This is a genomic window from Vogesella mureinivorans (assembly GCF_007644035.1).
Taxonomy (GTDB): Bacteria; Pseudomonadota; Gammaproteobacteria; order Burkholderiales; family Chromobacteriaceae; genus Vogesella; species Vogesella mureinivorans.
Genome location: NZ_VMTV02000494.1, coordinates 1 through 293, shown reverse-complemented (window position 1 = coordinate 293; position 293 = coordinate 1). Strand labels below are relative to the sequence as shown.

Annotated in this window: 1 protein-coding gene; it reads right to left on the bottom strand. The window is 73.0% G+C overall.

Annotated features, from left to right (window positions below):
* Positions 1-293: PQQ-dependent sugar dehydrogenase (locus tag FLQ44_RS13575; RefSeq protein WP_147694816.1), on the bottom strand; the 293-nt coding region annotated here is incomplete at both ends.

Here is a 293-nt window from a genome sequence, read left to right as displayed (position 1 = left end):
GTACAGGGTGCGGTTGCTCGCGAAGTCGCGGTCCGGCATCACCTCCAGCAGTCCCCCCTGGCCGGCAAAGCGGACCTCGGGGACGCCCGCCAGCGGTGCCGACAGCCCCTCCGGCGTCCACAGCCGCAGGCGCCCGGGGCGTTCGCTGAGCAGCAGCCGGCCCTCCGGCAGCGCGGCGACCGACGAGGGGAATTCCAGCCCCTCGGCCAGCGTTTCGATGCGGTACTCAGCGGCGGCCGAGGCCAGCGGAGCTGCCGCGAGAACGAGGCAAAGCAGGCGAAGGGCTGGACACA